Source organism: Blastomonas sp. UPD001 (genome assembly GCF_003426715.1).
GTDB lineage: Bacteria > Pseudomonadota > Alphaproteobacteria > Sphingomonadales > Sphingomonadaceae > Blastomonas.
Map to the genome: position 1 here is coordinate 122256 of NZ_QKVT01000001.1, position 18114 is coordinate 140369.

The window sequence follows — 18114 nt, forward strand, 5'->3', positions numbered from 1 at the left end:
CCCGCGCCCGATCAGGTGCGCCTGGCGGAGAAGGCGCTGAAGCTGAAACAGCAGGATGCGCAGCGTGACGATCCCGAATATCTGGAGCGTCAGACCGACACGGCTGGCCAGGGCCGCATCGACGGTCCGAGCGATCACGATCCGCCGATGGGCGCGCTCGACGCGGAGGGCCATCGCCCCGTTCTCGAACGATCGAGAAAGGTACGCTGATCGATGCATATCCAGTTCAACACCGACAATCGCATTACCGGCGATGAGGCCCTGGCAGCACAGGCGGAACAAATCGTCGAGTCGCGGCTGAATCGCTTCTCGAGCCGCTTGTCGCGCGTCGAGGTCCATCTCGCCGACGTGAACGGCCCCAAGGGCGGTAGCGACGATATCGTGTGCACACTCGAGGCGCGGCCCGAAGGCGGCAAGCCGGTCACGGTCAAGGGCAATGCGGGACAGGTCGAAAGCGCGATCCGCGACGCCTCGGACAAGATGCAGGCGCTGCTCGACACGCATTTCGGCAAGCTGCGCGCGCACTGATCGCCGCAAGTTCCAAAGGAAAGGCCCGCTGTCACGGCAATGACAGCGGGCCTTTTCCGTTGCTCCGGCGCGCTTACCAGATGCGGATGCGCTGCTCCGGCGGCAGATAGAGCGCATCGCCCGGCTTCACGTTGAATGCCTTGTACCATTCGTCGAAATTGCGGACGGTGCCGTTGGCGCGGAAATTGGGCGGCGAGTGCGGATCGGTGTTGAGCTGCTGGCGCAGATACTCGTCGCGCGACTTGTTCCGCCATACCTGGGCCCAGGCCATGAAGAAGCGCTGGTCGCCGGTCAGTCCGTCGATCACCTTGTCTTCCTTGCCGTTGAGGTGGATCTTGTAGGCGCGATAGGCCATCGAGAGACCGCCGACATCGCCGATATTCTCGCCGAGGGTGAGCGCGCCGTTGACGCACGTCTTGCCGTCGTCGAGCGGGCACAAGGCGCTGTACTGCGCGACGAGCGCACTAGTCAGCTTCTTGAAATTGGCCTGATCTTCCGGGGTCCACCAGTCGCGCAGCACGCCGTCGCCGTCCGACTTGGACCCCTGATCGTCGAAGCCATGGCCCATTTCATGGCCGATGACGCCGCCGATCGCGCCATAGTTCACCGCCGGGTCCGCCGACAGATTGAAGAAGGGCGGCTGCAGGATCGCGGCGGGGAAGACGATCTCGTTGCGCGGCGGCGAATAATAGGCGTTCACCGTCTGCGGCAGCATGAACCATTCGGTCTTGTCGATCGGCTTGCCGAGCTTGGACAGATTGTCGCGATAGGCCCAGGTGCCCGCCGCGATCGCATTGTCCAGCGCCTTGCCGGGCGTGATCGTCAGCGTGTCATAGGTCTCGAACTTCTCGGTATAGCCGATCTTGGGAGTGAACTTGGCCAGCTTCTGCCGCGCCTCGACCTTGGTCGCCTCGCCCATCCACTTGATGTCGTTGAGGTTCGCGGCCATCGCCTTGCGGAGGTTGCCGACCAGCTCGTCCATCGCGGCCTTGTTCTCGGCCGGGAAATAGCGGTCCGCGTAGATCTTGCCGACAATCTCGCCCATCGATCCCTCGACCGCCGCGACGCCGCGCTGCCAGCGCTCGCGCTGCTTCTTCTGGCCGCCGAGCACGGTGCCGTAGAACGCGAAATTGGCCGCATCGATGTCCGAGGGCAGCACGCTCGCCGCGCTCGACAGGAAGCCCGCTGCCAGCCAGGCCTGCCAGGCCTCGATCGGCGCAGTGTTGGCGAGCTTGAACAGGCCGGGGATGCCGGTGCCGAGCTTGGCCACCTGTTCGGGGGTCAGCTTCTCGGCGGCGATTTCGTCTGCCGTCGGGCTGAGCTGGCGCACGACGAATTCCTGCTGGCCGTCGACGCCCACGGTCTTGATGAAGGTCTCGACGGGGAAGCCGTTGCCCAGTGCGAGCATCTCTGCCTTGCTGAGCTTGTTATAGGTGATGTTGCGGTTGCGGCCGATCGCACGGTCCCAGTGCTCGGTCGCGATCGCCTTTTCGAGGTCATAGACCATCTGCGCCGCCTTGGTCGGGTCGGCATAGCCCGCCTTGCCCATCAGGAAGGTCAGATACTGCATATAGGCGGCGCGCACCTTGAGGTTCGCTTCGCTGTCGACCAGATAATAATCGCGGTCGGGCATGCCGAGACCCGCCTGGGTGACCTGGAAGATGTACTTGTCGGTCTGCTTGGAATCGATGTCGACAAAGCCGGCGACCGGGCTGCGGAAGCCGGGGGTACCGAACAGCTTCGCGAGGTCCTCGCGCGTCTTCGCCGCCTTGATCCTGTCGAGATAGGGCTGGGCCGGCGCCAGGCCCGCAGCGTCGATCGCGGCGGTGTCGAGATAGGCGTTGTAGAAGGCGGCCACCTTGCCCGCGCCGGTGTCGATCGCGGGCTTGGTCGCGGCGAGCTCGTCGATGATCTTGCGCACGCGCTGCTCGGACTTTTCGGCGAGCAGGGTGAAGGCGCCATAGCGCGCCCGGTCAGCGGGGATCTCGAAGCTGTCGAGCCACTTGCCGTTGACATAGGCGTAGAAATCGTCGCCCGGCTTGATCGCGGGGTTCATCAGCGTGGTGTCGACACCCCAGGTGCCCCAGAAATCGCGCGCGGTGGTGGTGATGCCTTCCGCATCGGTGCTGCCGCCGGTGGCGGTATCGGCGGCGGTTTCAGCTTCGATCAGCGTGTCGATATCGGCCTGGCCAGGCTCGCCCTCGTGCGCGCGGGCAGGGGCCGCGGCCAGAGCCGCCAGTGCGGCGGACGCAAGCAGAATTTTCTTGATCATCAAATGCTCCCCGCAGACGCGGGGAGGGCGGTGATGGCGGGGAGCCTAGAAAGCGTTTGCACCGCCCGCCAGGCTTTTCGGCAGGCGGCTTGCTCCAATCGACGAACGGCTTGGGCAATCAGGCCATGGCGGCGGCGTCCGACGGACTCCAGCGCGACCATCCGGGTTCGGCGAGCACCTTGCGCCCGGGCAGGACACTGCGGCTTTCGGTTCCGGCAAGGTCGAGCGTGTGTTCGCGGATGGTGCGCATCGCATGCCAGTTCGCGGTGGCGCGTTCCTGCGTGAGGTTCACCGTCATATAGCCGCGGCTGCTGGTGTCGGCCCATTTGAGCTGCGGATTTCCGCGGATCAGCGCACCTGCGACATCCCTGGGCGATACCGTCGGCGCATAGCTCTCGAAGCCGGGCGAACTGACCGAATGGCCGGCAAACTCGACGCCCGCCGGTTTGCCATCGGCAGCGAGGGACGCCCTGAACTGCTCGCCCAGCCAGCGCGCCTGATCGTCGCCCAGCATGTGGCGGCTGGGGTCCATCCAGGTCTCGTCGCGGAATTTCGCCAGCGCCTTGGCCAGATCGCCGCCACCGGCAAAAGCTTCGGCCAGTTCGGCGGGCTTGTCGCGGCCGGAAAGGCGGCTTTCGGTGCGGATGATGGTGGCGAGATTGCCGATCTGGTAGCTGGTCCACAGCGCGTCGCCGGGGGTGAGGTCCGCCACCGGCATCCATTCGCGATAGACCTGCTCGGCGATCCGGCGGCGCGTGGCATAATCGCCCTCGGTCGCGTCCTGGTGGTTCTGCGCGCCACCCTTCCAGGCGTCGTTGGCGATTTCGTGATCGTCCCACATCGCGATCATCGGCACGCTCTGGTGCAGCGCCTGCAGATCGGGATCGAGCCGGTAGCTGGCATAGCGCAGCCGATAATCGGCGAGCGTCACCATCTCGTGATCGGGTTGCACCATGCGTCCGGCCAGCGCCTGGCCGCGCGTCGGGTACACGTCCGGCCCATATTCGTAGATATAGTCGCCCAAGTGCAGCGCGAGGTCGATATCCTTGCGCGCGGCCGCATGGCCATAGGCGTTGAACCAGCCGAACGGCAGGTTGGAACAGGAAAAAACACCGAGATTGAACGCGCCGGTCTCGCCGCGCGGCAGGGTGCGTGTGCGGCCGATCGGCGACTTGGTGCCGTCCGAAGCAACGAAGCGGTAATAATACCAGCTGCCGGGCTTGAGGTCGCGCACTGTGAGCTTGGCGATATGGTCGCGTGCGCCGCTCGCAGTGACCGATCCGCCGCCGACGACCCTGGCAAAGTCGGGCGTCGCGGAGAGTTCCGCGGTCAGACGCGCGTCATTGTCCGAGACATAGCGCGTCCACAGCAGCACCGAATCGGTGGAAGGCTCGCCGCTCGCCACGCCATGGGTGAAGCCGCGCGCCGAAGCGAAGGCGAGCGCCGCGCCGGGCAGCGAGAGCGCCGCAAGCCCGAAGGTTCCGGCCTTGATCAGCAGCCGGCGATCGATCGTCATGGTCATGGACAAGCCCCTCTCGCATTGTGTTTGCGTCCATCGGACAGCGCGTGCGCCTTTTGGTCAAGGGAGATTGCGGGCGTGTGACAATCGTCCAGGCCGAGAAAATTACAGAAATATGACATTAAAACGTAATTTATGTGACATTCATATTGCCACGGTTGTCACATAAGCGTAGCATTTCGCTCGTCACAGACAGAAAGGAATGCTGACATGAACACCAAAGTTATCACATTCGCGGCCCTGGCCGCCCTCGGTATGGCTGCTCCGGCGATTGCCCAGCCTGTGCAGAACCGGGCGGCGGCGAACGAGATCGGCTATGAGACGGGCGCGCTGGGCTATGCTGCGCTGCTCAAGGGCAATTATCCGGTCGCGCTCGAGCAGATGCAGGCCGCAGAGAAACAGGTTTCCCCGGCCGCCCGCCGCGATCCCGCACGGTTGATCAACATGGGCCTCGCCTATGCCAAGATGGGTGATCTCGCCCTGGCGCGCAGCCATTATCAGGCCGCAATCGATGCGGACCGGTCGTTTGACGTCATCCTGTCCGATGGACGGGTGATGGACAGCCGCGTCGCCGCACGGCACGCGCTGCGCCGTCTCGACCAGGGCTATGCCAGCCGCTGAGCGCTGACTGCTCCTGACAGGGGCCAATGCCATCGACCCGGCCGGAGCGCATCCGGCCGGGTTTGTTTTTTCGCGGTGGCCCGATGTGACACATCAGCAACGCAGTTCATCAATTATGGCGTAGCGTGAGGCAAGACGGCGCACCTGGCAATGCCTTGCCGGGGCTTGGTGGTGGCGCGGCCCGATCGCTTAACGCACCGAAAACCAAGGGTTCTGGTGCTGATCGGCGGCCGTTGTCGCACAATTTTCACATAAGACTCCAAAGAGTCATATTCCTGTCGCTGCTCTGTCATCGAAATGGCCCCGCCGGGTCATCATGCCTGCCTATCTGCCGCCCCGAACGGTGTTCCAGGGGGTGGGATCAGATCATCTCCGCTCGTTCCTCAAAAGGCTGACAGCGTCCGCTGTCCTGATTTGCGGAGATTCCAAGATGCTTAATGCACCGACTCCCCCCCCGGCACCGCCAATGTCGGCACCATCACGACCGGAACCGGTGGCGTGGTCCGCAACTGTCAGCTTTCGGGCACCATCACCACCAACCTGGTGATCCCGCGCCGCGCCGGCACCGTCTACTCGCTGTCGGGCCGCGTCCAGGTCGGCATCGATGTCGGCCCCACCGCCAGCACCGGTACCGCGGCAGTTCTGACCGTCGAGCCGGGCGTGACCTTCTTCGGATCGTCGGGCGCGGACTTCCTGCTCGTCAATCGCGGTTCGCAGCTGTTCGCCGAAGGCACCGCAGACCGCCCGATCATCTTCACCGCGCGTGACAACATCACCGGCGTGGCAACCGCCAACTCGAAGGGCCTGTGGGGCGGTGTCGTGATCCTCGGCCGCGCGCCGCTGTCCGACTGCGCCACCGGCTCGCCGACCAACCCGGGCGGCACCCGCACCGACTGTTCGGGCGTCGTGGAAGGCACCAATGCCAATTATGGCGGCGCCGTGCCTGGCGACAATAGCGGCCGCATCGCCTTCTTCCAGGTCCGCTATTCGGGCTTCGAAGTCCAGCCGGGCAACGAGCTGAACGGGATCACGCTCGCGGGCGTGGGTTCGGGCACCTTCTTCCAGAACGTCCAGGTCTATAACAGCTCGGACGACGGCATCGAATGGTTCGGCGGACGCGTCAACGGCCGCAACCTTGTCGGTCTCGGCAATGACGACGACACGTTCGACATGGACCTGGGATATCAGGGCTTCAACCAGTTCCTGCTCGGCATCCAGACCGCCAGCGCCAACCATGTGATCGAGGGCGATTCGAACGGCAACGAGCAGGCCGAGCCACGCACCAAATGGTCGATGTCGAACGCCACCTTCGTGTCGACCCAGACCACGGCCGACGAAGCCGCCATCCTGCTGCGCGGCGGCATGGACTTTTCGGCATTCAACAGCGTCATCACCGGTCCCGGCTGGTGCCTCGATGTTGACTCGGCAGTGACCATGCAGGCTTCCGGCGCTGCCGGTGACGAATCCGGCCCGCCGCGTTTCGAATCGGTGTTCCTGAGCTGCCCCAACGCCTTTACCGACGATGGCAACGTGACCGTCGCGTCGATCCAGGCGTTGTTCACCGCTGGTTCGAACAACACCACCAACGGTACCTCGACGCTCTCGGGCATCTTCATCAACGGAGCCAATGAGATAGCTCGCCCCGTTTTCGCCGTAGGCACGATCAATCCGTTCTACACCGCCGTGACGTATATCGGCGCGGTGCGCGATGCGGCCGACACCCGCTTCCAGGGCTGGACTTGCGGTCTCTACAGCTCGACCCCGGCCTGCACCGCGGTGCCGAGCATTCCGACCACCTGATTGCAGACCGCTGACCGGTTACGGGGCGGCGGCGACACCACGCCGCCGCCCCTTTTTTGAATTTCTGGAGGGACATATGGCGAAGTTCACGCCGCTTTCATTCGCTGCATTGCTGATGGTCAGTTCGGCGCTGGTTTCGCCTGCCGCCTTCGCGCAAGAGGCACCTGCGCCCCAGCCCGAAACCCCGGCTGCCGATGCGCCGGCCGAAGACGTGCCAGCGGAAGACGATATCGAGATTTCCGGCCCCGGCGCCGGCGGCAACAGCGAAATCGTCGTGCGCGGCCGCTTCATCCCCAATGTGATCAAATCGACGCCCGAAGTCGTTTCGGTGCTGAGCGAGGCCGATATTGCCCGTACCGCCGATGGCGACATCGCCGGGTCGCTCCAGCGCGTCACCGGCCTCAGCGTGGTCGGCGGCCGCTTCGTGTTCGTGCGTGGCCTGGGCGAGCGCTATTCGCTCGCGTTGATGAACGGATCGCCGCTGACCTCGCCCGATCCGCTGCGCCGCACGGTTCCGCTCGACATCTTCCCGACCAGCGTCATCGCCTCGACCACCATCCAGAAGAGCTATTCGGTCGATTATCCCGGCGAGTTCGGGGGCGGCGCGATCAACCTCACCACCAAGTCGGTGCCGCGCGACCCGTTCTTCAAGATCGAATTCAGCACCGGCGGCGACACGATCACCACCGGCGAGGTCGGCTATACCTATTTCGGTTCGTCGACCGATTTCACCGGTTTCGACAATGGCGCGCGCGATCTGCCGAGGCCGCTGGTCCAGGCCTTTGCCACCGGCAACCCCATCAGCGCCGGCGCCAATTTCACCCCCGCGCAGATTCGCGATCTGACCGCGAGCCTGGCCAATGCCAACACCACGCTGATCCAGCGCAACAACAACATTCCGGTCAATTTCTCCGGCCAGCTCAGCGGCGCGACCAACTTTCTCGTCGGCGATGTGAATATCGGTGTCGTCGGCGCTGCCGGTCTCAACAACACGTGGCGCACGCGCGGCGGCGTCCAGCAGGTCTCGCAGGGAATCGTCCCGATCAATGGAGCGGACGGCCTGCTCCCCGATCGTGATTTCCGCTTTCTGACGACCGAGAACCGCATTGTCGTCAACGGCTTGCTGGGCCTCACCGCCGATGTCGGCGAACACAAGTTCAAGCTCACGAACCTGTATATCCGCGACACGCTGAAGGACGCCTCGATCCGCGAGGGTTTCGACTCGCGCGTCTCGGATACGCGTCTCATCAACCGCAGCCGCACCAACTGGTTCGAACGCCAGCTGTTCAACACCCAGCTCGTCGGCGAGATGAAGTTCGATGCCTTCCGCCTCAACTTCCGTGGCAGCTATGCCAATTCGCAGCGCGAGGCACCCTATGAGCGGACGTTCGACTACACGTTCAGCCCGGCGGCCAATGATTTCGTCAACGATCTGCAATCGGCGGGCGAAGGCGCGCGCATCGCGTTCAGCGATCTCGACGACAACGTCTATGGCGCGAATGTCGATCTGGCCTATGAGACCGATATCGGCATTCCGGTGACGTTCTCGGCGGGCTATGCCTATTACAAGAACGACCGCTTCTCGATCCGCCGCGACTTCCGCTTCCTGAGCGGCGCGGGTGCGCTTCCGTTTGCCGTGTCGCAGCAGCGGCCCGATTTCCTCCTCTCCGACTTCAACGTCTATACCTATGACGTTCGTCTGGTGGAAACCTCGGGCACATCGGGTGCCGCCGCCTACAGCGCCGACCTCGAGGTGCATGCCGGCTATCTGCAGTTCGATGCCGAGATCGTCCAGGGTCTAAGGCTGCAGGCGGGCGTCCGTTACGAGGATGGCGAGCAGAACGTGCTGCCGATCGACCTATTCGGCTCTGGCGGGGTCAACATCTTCCCCACCCAGATCAAGAACGATTATTTCCTGCCGGCTGCCACGCTGACCTGGAACATTGCCGACGATATGCAGCTGCGGATTGCGGCTTCCAAGACCATCGCGCGTCCGCAGTTTCGCGAGCTGGCACCGCAGCAATATCTCGATCTCGAATTCGACCGCACGTTCTTCGGCAACCAGTTCCTGGTCGATAGCGAGCTGCTCAACTTCGAGACGCGTTTCGAATATTATTTCGGCCGCGACGAGCGACTGACCGCGGCGCTGTTCTACAAGGATATCGACAATCCGATCGAGAACATCGCCTTCGCGCAGGGCGAGACCTTCTTCACCACTTTCGCCAACGCGCCCAAGGCGACGCTGTACGGCGGCGAAATCGAGATCGTGAAATATTACGACCTGATCGATCTGGGCGGCAAGTTCTTCGAGGAGCGCCGGCTGCTGCTGTCGGGCAACTATACCTATACCAAGTCGGACGTGAAGGTCAGCGCAGGCGACATGATTGCCGACCCGCTGAGCGGCCGGATGGTCCCTGCGACCTCGATCTTCCGCAACAACTTCCCGCTGACCGGCCAGTCGGATCACATTGCCAACATCCAGGTCGGGTTCGAAAGCACCGGCGAGCGGATCTCGCAGCAGACTCTGTTGCTGTCGTGGAACGGCAACCGAGTCACCAATCGCGGACCTTCGGGTCAGCCGGATCTGGTCGAATATACCGGAGCGCGGCTCGATTTCGTCTGGCGCGAGGGCTTCAAGCTGTTCAACAAGGTCGGCGAGCTCAAGTTCGAGGCACGCAACCTGCTCAGCACCGACTATATCGAATTCCAGCGCCTCAACAACTCGCTGATCCTGAACAACGCCTATGAAATCGGCCGTTCGTTCCAGATCAGCGCGTCGCTTCAGTTCTGAGGCGCACCGGCCAACCAGGAACGGCGAGGGGGCTGGCGCATCGCCAGCCCCTTTTGCGATGTGCAACGCCGACCAACGCGGCTTTTCCGTTCAAATAACTGTCACAAACTGGTAATCCAACCGTCACGGGCTGCGCCTAGCAGCATCGTGAGGCCATGGGGATCGGCCTGAAGCGGGGAGTGATTCGTGGCATCAGCGGCCCAGAATGGCGCGCAGACCGGCCTCAGTGCTTCGCTGTCCCGTTTCCGTCTCGCGCGGTTCCAGGGGCAGCAGAGCGGCTGGACCAGATTTCTTCCGCAGGGTCTTTATGGCTGGCTGCGCGCGCTGCTCGTGCTGGCGCTGATCGTCCAGGTGGCAAGGCTGGTCTGGACCATCGTCACACCCATCGCCCCGCTGGGCGACTGGCAGGCGCGCGCCGCCAATGTCATGTCACCTGCCGCACGCGCCGCGCTGTTCGCGAGCTTCGACGGCTTCGATCGCGCCGCTGCCGGGGGCGGCGAGGCGAGCGCGGCGGTCACCTCGCTCGATCTGACGCTCTACGGCCTGCGCATGAACGAAGCCTCGGGCGGCGGCAGCGCGATCATCGCGGGTTCGGATGGCGTGCAGCGCAGCTATGCGGTGGGCGAAGAGGTCTCGCCCGGCGTCAAGCTGGTGCAGGTGCTGTTCGATCATGTCGTGCTCGAACGCGGCGGTACCCGCGAAAGCCTTTTCCTCGACCAGTCGGTGCCAGCCGAGACCGTCGGCGATGCGCCGATGACCGCCGCTCCTGCCGCCGGTGCCACGCCGCCGCCGGTGGTTCAGGCGCCCGGCCCGCTCAATGCGGAAGCGATCGCCGCCGGTATCGGCTTTGCCCCGCGCATCGAGAATGGCCGCGCCACGGGCTTTGCCGTGACCCCCAAGGGCGATGGTGCCGTCTTTGCCCAGGCGGGCTTCCGCGCCGGCGACATCGTCGTCGAGATCAACGGCCGCAAGGTCTCTTCCGCCTCCGATGCCGCCGCGCTGACTGGCCAGCTCAAGCCCGGCGCGCGCCTGTCGCTGCAGGTCGAGCGCGGCACCGAAACCCTTCCCATCGCGATCATCATTCCGGACCAATGAAAAAACACATCTCCCTTTTCGCGCTGGGCGTCGCCCTCGTCTTCGCCCAGCCCGCCGCGGCGCAGCACAGCCTCAACGTGCGCGACGCCGATGTGCGCGCGTTCATCGAGGACGCCGCGCAGGTCACCGGCCGCACCTTCATCATCGACGGGCGGGTGCAGGGCAAGGTGTCGGTGGTCACCGACCGGCCCTTGAGCCGCAGCGAATATTTCGAGGTGTTCCTTTCCACGCTGCGCGCCAACGGGCTTATCGCGGTGCCGACCGCGAACGGTGCCTATCGCATCCAGCCGACCGATGGCGCGGCCTCGTCGCCGGGCCGGGTGGGCAGTCGCGGCGCGCAGAACGAGTTCGTCACCGAGGTCTTCCGCCTGCGCGCGATCGATGCGACCACGGCGGTCGAGACGCTGCGTCCGCTGGTCAGCCGCGAGGGATCGATCACCGCCAATCGCAGCGGCAACAGCCTGGTCGTCGCCGATTATGCCGACAATATCCGCCGCATCCGCGCGCTGATCGCCCAGATCGACCGCGACAATGCGACCACGCAGGTGATCACGCTCAGCCATGCCGGTGCGCGCGAGATCGCGATGACGCTGCAGCAGCTCGCCCCCGCGCCGGGCGGCGGCGGCGAGGGCGGTGGCGGCGGCGCACCGCTGGTGTCGGTGGTCGCGGTGGACTCGAGCAATTCGGTCGCGCTGCGCGGCGATGCGCCAACGGTCGCGCGGCTGACCGCCATCGCCAAGGAGCTGGACGCGCGCGCGGCGAACGGCAGCGAGATCCGCGTGATCTGGCTCGATTATGCCGATGCCGAACAGCTGGTGCCGGTGCTGCAGATGATGGTCGGCGCGCAGGGCGGCGGCGCGGTGACGCCGATGTCCGCTACGCCAGCGGCGGCACCGTCCGCCAATGGCGCGGCGCCCGCTCCCGCAGCGGCGGTGGGCGGCGCGGTCGCGCTGTCCAACGGGCGCGGCCAGGCGATCATCACGCGCTATGAGGGCGCGAACGCGGTGATCATCTCCGCCCCAGTCGATGTCCAGCGCTCGCTCGCCGAACTGGTGCGCCAGCTCGATATCCGCCAGGAACAGGTGCTGGTCGAGGCGATCATCGTCGAGATTTCGGACCGCGTCGCGCGCGAGCTGGGCGTCCAGTTCCTCATCGGCGGCAAGGACATCCCGTTCCTGGTGACGCCTTTCTCCAACGTCTCGCCCAATATTCTCGATATCGCGGGCGGGCTGCTCGCCGACGAGCTTGACGAGACCACCACGGTCATCAACGGCAACACCGTCACCACCAGCAACAACAGCGCGGTGGGCAATTTCCTACGCCAGAATGCGGCGCAGAGCATCCTCGGCGCTCGTGGCGGCTATTCGGGTTTTGCCGCGGATATCGGCAACAACCGCGTGCTCGGCGCGATCATCAACGCGGTGCAGGAAGACAGCGAGTCGAACATCCTGTCGACGCCGTCGCTCACCGTGAACGACAATGTGAAGGGATCGATCCTGTTCGGTCAGGAAATCCCGATCAGCACTGGCGAGGCGCTGTCGAACAATTTCGACAATGCCTTCCGCACCATCCAGCGTCAGAATGTCGGTATCGAGCTGGAGGTGAAGCCGCAGATCAACGCGGGCAATCAGGTCAAGCTCGACATCCGGCAGGAGGTCAGCTCGATCGTCGGTCCGGTCAGCGACGATTTCAACGAGCTGATCATCAACAAGCGCGAGGTCAAGACCACGGTCACGGTCAAGGACCGCGAGATCATCGCGCTGGGCGGGCTGCTCGACGACAACGAGCGGCGCACGATCCAGAAGATCCCGCTGCTCGGCGACATTCCGCTGCTGGGCGAGCTGTTCAAGTCGCGCGGCAAGGAGCGGACCAAGACCAATCTGATGGTGTTCATCCGCCCGACGATCCTGCGCACGGCTGCCGATGCCCAGGCGATCGCCGCGCGCCGCTACAATTATGTCCGCGCCGCGCAGATCGAGTTCGACCCCAAGGCCGAGCCGTCGCTGGACAAGATCGTGCTCGAATATCTGGGTGCGAACGTCCCCGTCGCGCCGCCGCCGGGGCCGAACGATCAGGTGATCGTGCCGCGCGCCATGCCCAGCACCGCGCCGATCGACAGCACGACGCTGCCGCCCAGCCAGCCCGCGCAGCGGCTGGACAGTGTGGGTAACCAGCCCGCGCAGCAGCCGCAGCAGGAACTCCCGCCAACCGGAGGCCAGCCATGATCATCCGCAAGGGCGATGCGCCGGACGAGGTGGTGGACAGCGCCGCTGATGCCGCGCAGGTCGCCGATGTCGAACGCACGCTCACCCGCGTGATGCTCGATATCCCCTATGGCTTTGCCCGCGACAATGGCGTGGTGATGCTGGGCGAGATCGATGGGCGGCTGAAGGTCGCGCTGCGCGAGGGCGCGGACCCGGTCGCTCTGCTCGAGGTGCGGCGCTATCTCGCGATGCCGTTCGATGTCGAACTGGCCCCGGTGGCGCAGTTCGAACGCTATCTGTCCGATCATTATGCGGTCGATGGCAATGCCGCGGCGATGGCGAGTTCGCTCAACATCGATGGCGGCGATCTCGAATTGCTGGCGAGCGATCTGCCCAGCGCCGAAGATCTGCTCGACAGCGCCGACGATGCGCCCGCGATCCGGCTGATCAACGGCGTGATTGCCGAGGCCGCGCGCCAGGGCGTGTCGGACATCCATATCGAGCCGTACGAGACTGGCCTCGTCATCCGCATGCGCATGGACGGCGTGCTGCAGGAAAAGCTGCGCATGCCGCCCAATGTCGCGCCGGTGATCGTCAGCCGCATCAAGGTGATGGCGCGGCTCGACATTGCCGAGCGCCGCGTACCGCAGGACGGGCGCATCGGCCTGACCATCGGCGGCAAGCTGCTCGACGTGCGCGTCTCGACGCTGCCCAGCCGAGCGGGCGAGCGCGTGGTGCTGCGCCTGCTCGACAAGGAAAATGCCAATATGGATCTGGGGCTGCTGGGCATGAGCCCGCGCACCCACAAGATCCTGGCCGAGGCGCTGGCCGAGCCCAATGGCATCATCCTGGTCACCGGCCCCACCGGATCGGGCAAGACGACCACGCTCTATTCGTGCCTCAAGCAATTGAACGATGGTTCGCGCAACATGCTGACGGTCGAGGACCCGGTCGAATATGCCATCGAGGGTGTCGGCCAGACCCAGGTCAACGCCAAGGTCGGGCTGACCTTCGCGGCGGGCCTGCGCGCGATCCTGCGTCAGGACCCCGACGTGGTGATGATCGGCGAAATCCGCGACCACGAGACGGCGGAGATCGCGGTCCAGGCGTCGCTCACCGGGCATCTGGTGCTCTCGACCGTGCACACCAACGACGCGATCGGCGCCATCACCCGCATGCGCGACATGAAGATCGAGCCGTTCCTGCTCGCCTCGACCCTCCGGGCCGTCGTCGCGCAGCGGCTGGTGCGGCGGCTGTGCCCCGATTGCCGCGAGCCGGTGCAGGCCGATGGCTCGCTCGCCTCGCTGCTCGGCTTCGACAAGGGCACCGTGGTCTATCGTCCGGCGTGTTCGAGGCGGTGCGGGTTGATGAGACCATTCGCCGCCTGATCAACGACAATGGCGACGAGGCGATCATCGCGCGGCACGCCTTCCTCAACGCGCCGAATCTCGGCTCCGCCGCGCGCGAGCTGGTGCGCACCGGCCAGACCACGGCGGAAGAGGCGATCCGCATTTCCCGGCGCGAGGCCGAGCCGGTTCCGCCCGAAACGATCGATGGCTGATTTTGCCTATCGGGTGATCGATGCGGCCGGGCGCGAGCGGGAAGGGCGCATTTCCGCCGCGTCCGACGCGCAGGCGCGCGCCGCGCTCATCCGCAAGTCTTTCCATATCGTCAGCGTCGCGCCCGCGCCGCCGCGCAAGCCGCTGCTGTCGCGTGATGCCACCGCGCGATTGAGCCCGAAGCAGCTCACGCTGTTCACCCGGCAGATGTCGTCGCTGATGTCGGTCAGCCCGCTCGAAGAGGCGCTGCGCACGATCAGCCGCCAGACCGAGAAGGCGAACGCGCGCGCGGTGCTGATCAACGTGCACGGCGGGGTGATGGAGGGCCAGTCGCTCGCCGAGGCGATGGCGCGCGAGCCGCGCAGCTTCCCGCCGCTCTATCGCGCGATGATCAGCGCGGGCGAAAGCTCGGGCTCGCTGCCGGTGATCACCGAGCGGCTGGCGATGCTGCTCGAACAGCAGGCCGAGGTGCGCGGCAAGCTCATCTCCGCGCTCGCCTATCCGATCATCCTGGCACTGGTGGCGCTGGGCGTAGTCGCGGGGCTGATGATCTCGGTGGTGCCGCGCGTGGTCGAACAGTTCGACAATGCCCAGACCCAGCTGCCGCTGATCACGCGCATCGTCATCGGCATTTCGGCCTTCCTTGCCGACTGGTGGTGGGCCATCCTGACGGCGATGCTGCTCGCAGGGGTCGCCTTCTGGCGCGCGATGAAGGTGCCCGCGTTCAAGTATCGCGTGGACACGCTGCTCTTGAGACTGCCGTTCATTGGCCGGCTGATCCGCGACATGAACGCGGCGCGGCTGGCGCGGACGCTCGCGACGATGGTGCAGAGCCGCTTGCCGCTGCTCGAGGGGATGAAGCTCACCACGCGCACCGTGCGCAACAGCGTATTGCGCGAGGCGCTGGAAGAGGCGGTGGAGGCGATCCGCTCGGGCGGCTCGCTGTCTGCCGCGCTGCGCAATGCGGGCACGTTCCCGCCGCTGCTCGTCTATCTCGTCGCCAGCGGCGAGAGCGCGGGCCAGCTCGACATCATGCTCGAGCGCGCCGCCGATTATCTGGAGCGCGAGTTCCGCAATTTCACGACCACCGCGATGGCGCTGCTCGAGCCGGCGATCATCGTGGTGATGGGCGGGGCGGTCGCGCTGATCATCCTGTCGATCCTGCTGCCGATCCTGCAGCTTCAGAACCTGACCGGACTCTAGAGGAAGACCCCATGTTGAATATGCTGTTCAAATCCAGACCGTTTTCCGGCGAAAGCCGGAATCCAGAGCGGCTGGCACCGCGCCTGGGGCTCTGGGCCCCGGCGTTCGCCGGGGCACGTTCGCGCAAGGGCGAACGGGGCTTCACGCTGGTCGAACTGATGGTGGTGATCTTCATCATCGGGCTGTTGGCTACCATCGTCGTCATCAACGTGCTGCCCAGCCAGGACAAGGCGATGACCGAAAAGGCGCGCAGCGACATCGCGACGCTCTCTCAGGCGCTCGAAATGTACCGGCTTGACAATCTGGCCTATCCGGGCACGGCGGAGGGGCTGAACGCGCTGGTCACCGCGCCGCCGACGCTCGCGCAGCCGGGCCGCTATCGCAGCGGCGGCTATATCAAGAAGCTGCCACAGGACCCCTGGGGCCGCCCGTATCAATATGTCAGCCCCGGCACGACCGGCGCATTCGATCTCTATTCGCTGGGCGCAGACGGCGCACCGGGCGGCGAGGCCGAGAATGCGGACATCACGGCTGATGGGGCGTGATCTGTTTTTGAAACGGCAACGGGCACGTGGATAGGCCACCGCCTGTTTCCCTCGTCACCCCCGCGCACGCGGGGGTCCCGCTTGTATCGCGACCGGTGTCAGCAAAGCGGGATTCCCGCTTTCGCGGGAATGACGGAGAGGGGTTGATCGCGTTGTCACCCTCACCCTTTCGGCGCGTCGCGCCTCCCTCCCTCTCCCGCCGGGAGAGGGAAGGGGCCCGCGACGCGGAGCGGCGTGGGAAGGGTGAGGGCGAGCAGGGCTTCACCCTGATCGAACTGCTCATCGTGCTGTTCATCATCGGCCTGGTCGCGGGCGCGGTGGTGCTGGCGCTGCCGGGGGATAGCGCCGCGCTGTCCGAGGATGCCGACCGGTTCGCCGCGCGCGTCGCGGCGGCGCGCGACGAGGCGGTGGTGAGCGCGCGCCCGATCGCGGTGTGGATCGCGCCGTCGGGCTATGGCTTCGATGCGCGCCAGGATCGCGCCTGGGTGCCGCTCGATGCGCGCACCCTGCCCAATCAGGACTGGAAGCCGGGCACGATCGCGCGGATCGAGGGCGACGCGCGTGAAGGCGAACAGAAGCCCGAGGACCAGGGCCGCGCGCGCTTCTGGTTCGATGCGACCGGCCTCCCCAATACGCCCGTCACCGTGGTGCTGGCGCGCGGGGCCAACAGCGACCGCATCGTCATCAGCGCGACCGGCGAGGTCGGCCGCCCCAAATAGTCACCGCCAGCGCAGATTGCCCCGACCGAGCTGGTCGAGCCTCGTAACACCCATCAGCTTCATGCCGCGTTCGATCTCGCCGCGCAGATTGGCGAGCGTCCGCTCGACCCCGCGTTGCCCGCCGGCGGCGAGCGCATAGAGGTACAGCCGCCCGCCCGAACAGGCCTTCGCGCCAACGCTCAGCGCCTTCAGCACATGCGTGCCGCGCGTGATGCCGCCGTCGCAGATCACCTCGATCCGGTCGCCGACCGCATCGACGATCTCGGCGAGCTGGTCGAAGGGCGCCCGGCTGCCGTCGAGCTGGCGCCCGCCATGGTTGGAAACCATGATCGCGGTCGCGCCGATATCGACCGCGCGGCGCGCATCCTCGACGCTCATCACACCCTTCAGGCAGAAGGGGCCGCCCCATTCCGCGCGGATCTGCTCGGCCATTGTCCAGTCCATGGTCTGGTCGAGCATCGTGTTGAAATAGTCGGCGACCGAGATCGCGGCCTCGGTCCCGGCGGCGACATGGCTTTCCAGATTGGGCAACGAAAAGCGCTCACGCCCCAGATAATTGAGCGTCCAGCCCGGATGCGTCGCGAAGCTGATCGCCGAGGAGGGCGTCAGCCGTGGCGGCGAGGTGAAGCCGGTGTGCAGGCAGCGCTCGCGCTTGCCCGAGACGATCGTGTCCACGGTCAGCGCCAGCGCATCGAACTTGGCATCCTTCGCCGCCTGGATCAGCGCGGCGTTCAGCCCCTTGTCCTTGTGGACATAGAGCTGGAACAGCTTGGGGCTCGATATGCTCTCGCCGATCTCCGCAAGGCTGACGGTGGCCAGCGAGGATATCCCGAAAAAGGTGCCGAATTTCTCGGCCGCCGCACCCACCGCCTTCTCGCCGCGCCAGTGGAACAGGCGCTGCAGCGCGGTGGGGGAGAGGAACAGTGGCATGTCGATCCGCCTGCCCATCAGGGTGGTCGACATGTCGATATCTGCAACCCCCGCGAGCACATTGGGGACGAGATCGCAGTCCTCGTAAGCCCGGGTATTGCGGTTGCGGGTCACCTCGTCATCGGCAGCGCCGTCGATATAGTGGAACACCGGGTAGGGCAGCTTCCTGCGCGCGAGTTCGCGGAAATCATCGACCGTGTGGCAATCGCCCAGCCGCCGCACCGGAAAACGTCGCATGTTGTGCCCACCCTGATGTCATTGCCGCCTTCCCGCGACAGCCGGAATCCGGAAAGGCGGCTTGGTGCCACCCCGCTCCTCGACTCCGGCT

13 protein-coding genes and 1 pseudogene are annotated in these 18114 nt (G+C 65.4%); 11 read left to right on the forward strand and 3 right to left on the reverse strand.

Going from position 1 to position 18114, the window contains the following annotated elements:
- Together DM995_RS00575 and DM995_RS00580 are read left to right on the forward strand one after the other, a co-directional pair.
- A partial coding sequence (locus tag DM995_RS00575; RefSeq protein WP_116968154.1) for a hypothetical protein occupies nt 1-210 on the forward strand: 210 nt, incomplete at its 5' end.
- A gap of 3 nt (nt 211-213) precedes the next feature.
- Entirely contained in the window at nt 214-528 is a 315-nt protein-coding gene (locus tag DM995_RS00580) for an HPF/RaiA family ribosome-associated protein (protein ID WP_116968155.1), read from the forward strand.
- Between the two features lie 73 nt (nt 529-601).
- On the opposite strand, the gene DM995_RS00585 is transcribed toward DM995_RS00580, so the two are convergent.
- A complete protein-coding gene (locus tag DM995_RS00585) occupies nt 602-2800 on the reverse strand; it encodes a M13 family metallopeptidase (RefSeq protein WP_116968156.1) in 2199 nt (732 codons plus the stop codon).
- Nucleotides 2801-2918: 118 nt separating this feature from the next.
- The gene (locus DM995_RS00590) at nt 2919-4322 is read right to left on the reverse strand and encodes an alkaline phosphatase D family protein (protein ID WP_116968157.1); all 1404 of its coding nucleotides are present in this window, start codon (nt 4320-4322) and stop codon (nt 2919-2921) included.
- A 207-nt stretch (nt 4323-4529) separates the two neighbouring features.
- Between DM995_RS00590 and DM995_RS00595 the strand changes: the two genes are divergently transcribed.
- From DM995_RS00595 to DM995_RS00635, 9 genes and pseudogenes are all read left to right on the forward strand, one after another.
- A complete protein-coding gene (locus tag DM995_RS00595; RefSeq protein ID WP_023839067.1) occupies nt 4530-4940 on the forward strand; it encodes a tetratricopeptide repeat protein in 411 nt (136 codons plus the stop codon).
- Between the two features lie 498 nt (nt 4941-5438).
- Nucleotides 5439-6740 (forward strand): beta-helix domain-containing protein, encoded by a 1302-nt coding sequence (locus DM995_RS00600; RefSeq protein WP_116968158.1) that lies wholly within the window; start codon nt 5439-5441, stop codon nt 6738-6740.
- 76 nt (nt 6741-6816) lie between these two features.
- Nucleotides 6817-9531 carry a TonB-dependent receptor domain-containing protein gene (locus DM995_RS00605; RefSeq protein WP_116968159.1) on the forward strand — a complete coding sequence of 905 codons (2715 nt, stop codon included), beginning with the start codon at nt 6817-6819 and terminating at the stop codon, nt 9529-9531.
- Nucleotides 9532-9717: 186 nt separating this feature from the next.
- Nucleotides 9718-10626 carry a type II secretion system protein N gene (locus DM995_RS00610; RefSeq protein ID WP_232823956.1) on the forward strand — a complete coding sequence of 303 codons (909 nt, stop codon included), beginning with the start codon at nt 9718-9720 and terminating at the stop codon, nt 10624-10626.
- Nucleotides 10623-12851 carry a type II secretion system secretin GspD gene (gene gspD / locus DM995_RS00615; protein WP_232823957.1) on the forward strand — a complete coding sequence of 743 codons (2229 nt, stop codon included), beginning with the start codon at nt 10623-10625 and terminating at the stop codon, nt 12849-12851. Before DM995_RS00610 ends, gspD begins: the two co-directional genes overlap by 4 nt.
- Nucleotides 12852-12943: 92 nt before the next feature.
- Nucleotides 12944-14391 (forward strand): annotated as a pseudogene (locus DM995_RS00620) (GspE/PulE family protein).
- Nucleotides 14384-15592 carry a type II secretion system inner membrane protein GspF gene (gene gspF / locus DM995_RS00625; protein WP_116968160.1) on the forward strand — a complete coding sequence of 403 codons (1209 nt, stop codon included), beginning with the start codon at nt 14384-14386 and terminating at the stop codon, nt 15590-15592. The pseudogene DM995_RS00620 and the gene gspF overlap by 8 nt, the downstream one beginning before the upstream one ends.
- A 20-nt stretch (nt 15593-15612) precedes the next feature.
- The gene (gene gspG / locus DM995_RS00630; protein WP_286164955.1) at nt 15613-16137 is read left to right on the forward strand and encodes a type II secretion system major pseudopilin GspG; all 525 of its coding nucleotides are present in this window, start codon (nt 15613-15615) and stop codon (nt 16135-16137) included.
- A 95-nt stretch (nt 16138-16232) separates the two neighbouring features.
- On the forward strand, nt 16233-16856 hold the full coding sequence (locus DM995_RS00635) for a GspH/FimT family pseudopilin (protein WP_353653339.1): 624 nt from the start codon (nt 16233-16235) through the stop codon (nt 16854-16856).
- Here DM995_RS00635 and DM995_RS00640 read toward each other — a convergent pair whose 3' ends face one another.
- Nucleotides 16857-18023 carry an alpha-hydroxy acid oxidase gene (locus tag DM995_RS00640; protein WP_116968161.1) on the reverse strand — a complete coding sequence of 389 codons (1167 nt, stop codon included), beginning with the start codon at nt 18021-18023 and terminating at the stop codon, nt 16857-16859. It abuts the gene before it with no gap.
- Nucleotides 18024-18114 lie beyond the last annotated feature (91 nt).